Genomic DNA, 6951 nt, shown 5'->3' on the forward strand with positions numbered 1-6951 from the left:
GTCGTAGGTGGCTAGCACGTGCGTCCAGGCGTTCAGCGGCACAGTGGCTTCGGTGCAGCGGTAGCCCGATCCCGTGTTGACGTAGTGCTGCAGCTGGGGCGCATAGTAGCTGAGGTCCTGGCCGGCGCCTTGCGCGCTGGAGAACAAGTCGAAGTAGCCGCTCGTCGGGTTCGCCGTGAATTGGAACAGCACTTCGATCGTTTCGGCTTGCGCGATGGCCGCGTAATCGTCGGCGGTGAAATCGTATCCTACGGCAGATGAGCCGTCGAACACGGCTACGGGCACGCCGAACGAATCGCTCTCGTAGGTCAGCGTGCCGGTGGGCACGGCGTTGTGCGGCGCCAACGCGGCATCTGCGTGGCTTCCTGTGGAGAAGTCCACGGACAGCAGCGGGTTGCCCAGAGCCGGCGTGACCCGGGCCGCCGTGCGGAACGCCGCCTCCCCGACGAGCGTCTCCTTCCCGAACGGGTTCGCGGCGAACACGCGCAGCACGTACGACGTGTCCTCGGCAAGCCCCGCGCCGAACAGCGGACGCTCGAACACCTCGGCGCGGTTCGCCTCGGCCTTGTAGTAGTCGGACATGAAGCGCGCATCGTACACCGCCGTGTCAGGCGCTTCGGCCAAGGCGACTACCGCGCGATACGAAATGACGATGTCGTCTTCGAGCCCGCTTGCGTCGGGCGCCACCCGGGCGGCCTTTACGCTGAACGAGGCACCGTTCGCCGTGACGGACTCCTCGATCACCGCTACTTCGGCGCCGTCCAGCACGAGGGGCGGCTTGCTGCGCGCGGCCATGCCTGCGTGCGTGTAGCGAAAGGCGGTCGTTCCCTTCGACGGCTCGATGACCCACGGTGCGCCGAGGGCGCATCCGCTGCGGAAGTCGAGTCGGTGTACGGACACGGAGTTGGTCGCCGGGTCGATTTCCACGAGTTCGCATTGATTCGCGTCCCAGCCGGCGTTCGGGTGGCCGCCTGCGCTGCCGGTTTCGTCGTGCCCGTCGTTTTCCATCCAGAAGTTATTGGCGAACGTGGCGGTTTGGATGAGCGTGAACCCGTCGTCCTGATAAATGGAGCGCGGGTCCGCCATAGGGATGTGGGTGTGGCCGGAGAAGTGGATGATCTGCGGATACTTCTCGCACAGCTCCTGGTAGAACGCGCCGGACTGCGCCGTGTTGGCATTCTCGTCGAACTGGCCGTTCCAGCTGTTCGAACCCGAGTACCATACGGTGTTCGGGAAAGGGTGATGCGTGAGCAGGAATATGGGCTTGGCCGGATCCTCCGCCGCCGCGGCCGCGCAGCGTTCGAGGATCCAATCGCGCTTCGCTCCGTACCAGCTGTTGTCGTAGCCGCCCGGTTCGGGCGCGACCGCCAGCACGTGGTAGCCTCCTACGGCGAAGTCGGCATCCGCCTGGCCTTCGTTCGCACCGCCTGGCATTTGGAACGAACCGGGCACGTTCAGCTCCGAGGCTAGGAACGTCTTGAACGCGTCCTGGGCGTTCTGCTTGCTGCCGCTCCAGTTGTAGTACTCGTGGTTGCCCATGACGATGCCGACCGGCTTGCGCGCGTTAGCGTTCAGCAGTTGCGCGAGCTCGACGTACTGGTCCGGGTGGCCGGTGTCGGCCGAGTCGCCCACGAAGAAATGCGCGTCCACGTCGGGTGCCATGGCGTAGATGGCCGAGAACGCTTCAGGGATCTTGTCGCGGTAGTTGTTGTTCGGGCTTGCGCCGACATGGGTGTCGCTGTGCACGGTGAAGCGGATCTTGTCGCCGGACAAAGGCGGCCAGTTCGGGGCTGCGGGCTGCGTGAACGCGGCTGCGGCCTGCTGCTCCGGAAAGACGAGCATCCCTGCGGCGGCTGACACGCCGGTGACGGCGGCCAACTTGAGGAACGCGCGTCGCGACACGCCGAATGTGCCGCGGTCGTAGGCTGACGCGAGCTGTTGGGGATCCATGGTTTCCTTTCGATCGACGGTATGACGCGCTCAATCGTAGGCGAGCCACGTAAGACCCGCGCAAGAAGCACGTCGTGCGAGGGAAAGGATCTGGTAAGAATTTCGCGAAGCCTTCGAGGCGCGGTGAACCGCGCGAACCACGCGCCCCGCCGCGCTGAAAAAGGTCTACCCGTTCACCACGGTGCCGCCGTTCACGTGGATCACCTGGCCGGAGACGTAGCTGGAATCGTCGCTGGCCAGAAAGACGTAGGCGGGCGCCAGCTCGTAGGGCTGGCCGGGGCGTCCCATGGGCGTCGACTCGCCGAAGTGCTTCACCTTGTCGCTGTCGAGCCCGTACGAGGCGGGGTTCAGCGGCGTCCAGATAGGCCCGGGCGCCACGCCGTTCACGCGGATGCGGCGGCTTACGAGGTCTTCGTTCTCGGAGAGCGAGCGGGTGAACGCGGTGATGGCCCCCTTCGTGGCCGAGTAGTCCAGCAGGTTCGGCGAGCCCTGATAGGCGGTCACCGACGTGGTGTTCACGATGGCTCCTCCCTCGGGCAGATGGGGGAGTGCGGCTTTCACCAGGTAGAACATGCTGAAGATGTTGGTCTGGAACGTGCGGACCAGCTGCTCTTGGGTCAAGTCGAGGATGCTCTCGGCGGGCGTCTGCTCTCCGGCGTTGTTCACGAGCACGTCGAGGCGACCCCATTCGGCCGCGATCCCCTCGACCATATCGCGGCAGAACGCCTCGTCGCCTATGTCGCCCTTGAACACGAGCGCGCGCCGTCCCAGTTCGCGGATGCGCTCGGCCACCGTCTGCGCGTCGTCGTCGGACGAGTAGTAGGCGATCGCCACGTCGGCGCCCTCTTTGGCGAACGCGATGGCCACGGCCGCGCCGATGCCGCTGTCGCCACCGGTGACGAGGGCCGCCTTGCCGTCCAGCTTGCCTGCTGCCCGGTAGAGGTCGCTTTCCAACTGCGGCTTGGGATCGACGTTCTCGCGCGTGTCGTCCATGGCATAGCCCGCTTTCGGGGCTTGGGTTTCCAATGCTACGAGTTCCGACATCGAAGTGCTCCTTTCGGATCGGTTGCTTCGACCGCATCGTAGCCGCAGCGGCCTCGTTCGCCTCCGGGCGGTCGTCAGGCGTTGCCGGAGGTTTTTCAGCCGGTTTCCTTCGCCTATAATAGACGCGTCGCGAAGCGCCCGGCGCGCTTCGTCGCTTCAACGACGAAAGGGCGCCCATGCTGTCATCCGAGGGATCCATCCTGCTCATCGCGAACCCTGCCGCTCAGAACGGCAACGGGGCGGCTGCGGCGCAGCGCGCCGTCGGGTTGCTGCGTGCCCAGCTGGGGGAGGACGCGGTCGTGCTCGCTCGCACGGCGGGGCCGCGGCACGCCTCCGAGATCGCCGAGCGCGCCGAAGGCTGCTCGACGGTGATCGCGCTGGGCGGCGACGGCGTCATCCACGAGGTGGCGGGCGGGCTCATGAGGCGCCCGGCTGCGCGGCGGCCGGCGCTCGGCGTGATACCCGTAGGGTCGGGCAACGATTACGCGCGCACGCTGGGCGTCTCGAACAAGGTTGACGAGGCGTGCGCCCAGCTGCTGAGGGCAGAGGCGCGTCTTGCGGACGTAGGGCGCGTGAACGGCCATTGGTTCGTGGAAACGCTCTCGTTCGGCCTGGATGCCGCCATCGCGCTCGACACGATGGAGCGGCGCGTGCGCACGGGCCGCACGGGAACCGTCCTGTACATGGAGAGCGGCGTCGATCAGCTGCTGCATCATCTCGACTTGCGGCGCTACCGCGCGTCGTTCGACGGGGGCGAGACGGTGGAGGCGGAATCCGTCACGTTCGCCGTGCAGATCGGGCCCTATTACGGCGGTGGGTTCAAGATCTGCCCCGCCGCGCGCATCGACGACGGCCTCTTGGACGTGTGCGTCGCCCATCCGCCCGTCGGCGCAGCGCGCGCCCTCTACATCTTCCTGCGTGCCAAAGGCGGCAAGCACGTTCGTTTCAAGCAGATCGAGCTGCGCCGATGCCGTACGCTGCACCTCGAGTTCGACGAGGCCCCTCCCGCCCAGATGGACGGCGAGCTCATCGAGGGCACCTCGTTCGACATCGCCGTGGAGCCCGCCGCGCTGAACGTGCTCGTGCCCTTCTGAGAAAACGTGCGCTCCACGATAGGGCTTCGCGCAATATGATACGAGGGCATCGCTATGAACCGCCTCCCGTTTCTTGGACAAGGAAGCAAAGTTCGAGAGGCGGGAGGCTTCTTTACGTCGCCGGAGCATGACGGGAAGATGCGCGGATCCGCGGTCGAGCTGTTCGCGAGGGGCGCAAAGGGGGCTGGCCTCCTTGAAGATGGTTTGCCTAGGAGGCAATCTGCTGCTTGTATCTTTCAAGCGATGCGTTCCACCGGTCAAAGGCGCTGTCCGAACGATGGTCGGGAAGTCCGTACTTTTCCGATAAGAGCTTTCCCATATAAGCCGAAACTTTGGTTGCGCCGTCGAAGTTCAGATGGTCTCCTTTGTCGTGCGTATCGGTGCTCCAGTCGATCGGAACCTTGTCGGGCCCTTCGTTCAGGTCGTAATAGTCGACGCCGAGTTCCCGGGCCAGCTCGCTCATGCCGTTGTGTTTGGCCGTGTTCCAATTGACCGTGCTCGGCGTGCTGACGAACACGGGAGTAGCGCCGTTCGCTCTGCAAGCTTCGACCATGGCGGTTATGTACTGGCGGTTCACAACGTCTACCGGCAGCGCCTCGCTGCTCGGCGTCATGTGATTGACGGCGTCGGCCGGATTCACCCCGCGGTTGACGACGAACCCCTTCAGCGGGTCGCTCCATGTGGCCGAAGGCTTCCCTAAGAAGTCTTGCGCATCCAGGCTCTTCCATCGATCGTGGTATTCGAAGACGGGCAGCTTGTTCTGGAAAAGGCTCAGAACTGCGTCATCCGGCTTGATCGGCGAGTAGATGGAGTTCGTTTCGAATACGACGACCTTGGGCTTTTGGGAACGAAGCGCTTTTTCCAGCAATCGGTACCCGTACGTCAATCGCTGACCCGACGTAGCGCTTACGTACGAGGTGAAGCCATGCTCTTCCCACATCTGCAACGGGGAGAACGAGCTGTACGCCTCGCTGTCGCCGATGAATATCGCATCGAGGGAGCGGCCCGGCTCGCCGAAGATCCCGTTGGCGGCTTCTGAAACCTGGCCGAATTCCTTCTGGTTGTTTTTCGGCTGGACGACGCTCGATACCGCCCAAAGAAGGCCGAGCGTTGCAGCCGCCACGAAAACCGCGGTCGCAAGCACCTTGAAGGCGCTGCGTAGTTTCACTGCTCTCATGCATGCTCCTAAAACTGCGCGTACATCGGGTCGACCGGCGTGTAGCCAAGGCCGTAGGCTCCGAACGTCACGGTTCCCACGAACAGAAGAATCACGAGGCTCCATCTCAGGAGCGCGCTTTGCGCAGTCGCCCACTCCCACAAATTGCAGCCCCGCTCCTTCACTACGCCTACTGCGAGAACCAGCATCATGAACAAGGTTACTATGAGGCCGTCGCCAACGCCGAATCCGATTTGCAACGCCGATCCCGTCGTAAAGGCTTCGATAGTGAAATCGCCCGCAATCCGTCCCATCATGGCAAGCCCCGCCTCAAGCGAGTTAGAGCGAAAGAACAGCTCGCCGACGAAGATGATCGCCAGCGTCCGGACGGTCTGGAACGTTCGATAAGGCCAGCTATTGCGGTCGATGCCGAAGTGCTGCGCCGCACGCGCGCATGGAGGCTCGATCAAGCCGCCCGCCATGATCAGGACGAAGTAGTACAAACCGAAGAAGATGTACTGGCTGCCGGCGCCATGCCACAAGCCGTTGCCGATCCACACGCAGAACAGCGCAACGGAGCTTGCCAGAAGCGGACCGTATCTGTTTCCGAAACGCCTGCGCGCCTTGGTCGTCAGCATCTTGCATGGCTTGGACAACGAGATAGGGTAGTACACGTAGTCTTTGAACCACAGGCCCAGCGTGATATGCCAACGTTGCCAGAATTCGGAGGCGGTGCGGGAGAAGAACGGCTGCCTGAAGTTTTCGGGCAGCGTTACGTTGAACACGCGGCCCATGCCCAGGGCGACGTCCATCGTTCCTGAGAAATCGCAGTACAGCTGAATGGTGTACAGGATCGCAGCTAAGGCTATGACGCCTCCGTCGTACGAACCGTAATTGTCGAACACCGGCTTCACGAACGCGTTCAGCCGGTCCGCGACGATGATCTTCTTCGCCATGCCCCACATAATGCGCAAGGTTCCGGCGTACAGGTTCTTTCGATTAAGCGGTTCGCCCGCGATAAGGCTGGGCGCAACGTCGTTGTATCTGCTGAGCGGTCCTTCCATGATTCCTGGAAAAAACGCCAGGAACAGCGCCACGTGCCCAAGGTTCTTGTCGGCCTTCGTGCGTTCGCGATACACATCCACAACGTATGAAACGGCCATCAACGTGTAAAACGATATCCCGATGGGCAATGCGAAGCTGGGGATGGAAAGGTCGATCGAAATGCCGAACGCCGCCAGCGCGGAAGCCAGCGACAGCCCGAAGAACCCCGAGTATTTCAGGACGGCCAGAATGCCGATATTGGCGACGACGGCCGCGAAGACGATACGGCGGTTCTTCCGCTTGCAGGCCTCGCGTATCTCGCGTTTGCCCGAGCTGGCTGTCGCCAGTTGCCGGTTCTTCTCTTCAAGGTTGGCGCCCATCATGCGGGCGCACGCGTACACGACTGCCGTCGACAGGGCGACGAACGCGATAAGCGCGCCGCTGAGCGCGAAGAAGAAGCCGTAGCTGGCCAGCAGGAGCACCGCCCACCTAAAGCGCCTTGGCGCCATGCCGTACAACATGACCGTAATCGGCAAAAAGGCCGTGAAGAAAAGGGCGGAATAGTACGACGTCATTAAAATGATTCCCTACTCGAGCGATTCGCGCAGGCTAAGCCTGCTCTGCTTGCAGGCGCGCCATCAGGGAGCATACGGCCTCAACCGA

At 63.2% G+C, this 6951-nt stretch carries 5 protein-coding genes; 1 reads left to right on the top strand and 4 read right to left on the bottom strand.

The window, feature by feature from the left end:
- Nucleotides 1-1950, bottom strand: a 1950-nt coding sequence (locus ACMO6A_RS10330; protein ID WP_418471215.1) for a metallophosphoesterase family protein, incomplete at its 3' end; no start/stop codon positions are given.
- A 165-nt stretch (nt 1951-2115) separates the two neighbouring features.
- Complete coding sequence (locus ACMO6A_RS10335; RefSeq protein ID WP_114519558.1) at nt 2116-2994, bottom strand: glucose 1-dehydrogenase; 879 nt, start codon at nt 2992-2994, stop codon at nt 2116-2118.
- Nucleotides 2995-3170: 176 nt separating this feature from the next.
- Between ACMO6A_RS10335 and ACMO6A_RS10340 the strand changes: the two genes are divergently transcribed.
- Entirely contained in the window at nt 3171-4088 is a 918-nt protein-coding gene (locus ACMO6A_RS10340) for a diacylglycerol/lipid kinase family protein (RefSeq protein ID WP_114519559.1), read from the top strand.
- 208 nt (nt 4089-4296) lie between these two features.
- On the opposite strand, the gene ACMO6A_RS10345 is transcribed toward ACMO6A_RS10340, so the two are convergent.
- On the bottom strand, nt 4297-5265 hold the full coding sequence (locus ACMO6A_RS10345; RefSeq protein ID WP_114519560.1) for a DUF362 domain-containing protein: 969 nt from the start codon (nt 5263-5265) through the stop codon (nt 4297-4299).
- Nucleotides 5266-5273: 8 nt separating this feature from the next.
- Nucleotides 5274-6863, bottom strand: a complete 1590-nt coding sequence (locus ACMO6A_RS10350; protein WP_114519561.1) for an MBOAT family O-acyltransferase — start codon at nt 6861-6863, stop codon at nt 5274-5276.
- Between the last annotated feature and the right edge of the window lie 88 nt (nt 6864-6951).

This window comes from Eggerthella sp. (assembly GCF_048329335.1).
Lineage (GTDB): Bacteria > Actinomycetota > Coriobacteriia > Coriobacteriales > Eggerthellaceae > Eggerthella > Eggerthella lenta.

What these genes read in the sequence shown, in the direction of transcription:
- ACMO6A_RS10335 (WP_114519558.1), bottom strand. Translation starts at nt 2,994, where the DNA reads ATGTCGGAACTCGTAGCATTGGAAACCCAAGCCCCGAAAGCGGGCTAT.
- ACMO6A_RS10340 (WP_114519559.1), top strand. Translation starts at nt 3,171, where the DNA reads ATGCTGTCATCCGAGGGATCCATCCTGCTCATCGCGAACCCTGCCGCT.
- ACMO6A_RS10345 (WP_114519560.1), bottom strand. Translation starts at nt 5,265, where the DNA reads ATGAGAGCAGTGAAACTACGCAGCGCCTTCAAGGTGCTTGCGACCGCG.
- ACMO6A_RS10350 (WP_114519561.1), bottom strand. Translation starts at nt 6,863, where the DNA reads ATGACGTCGTACTATTCCGCCCTTTTCTTCACGGCCTTTTTGCCGATT.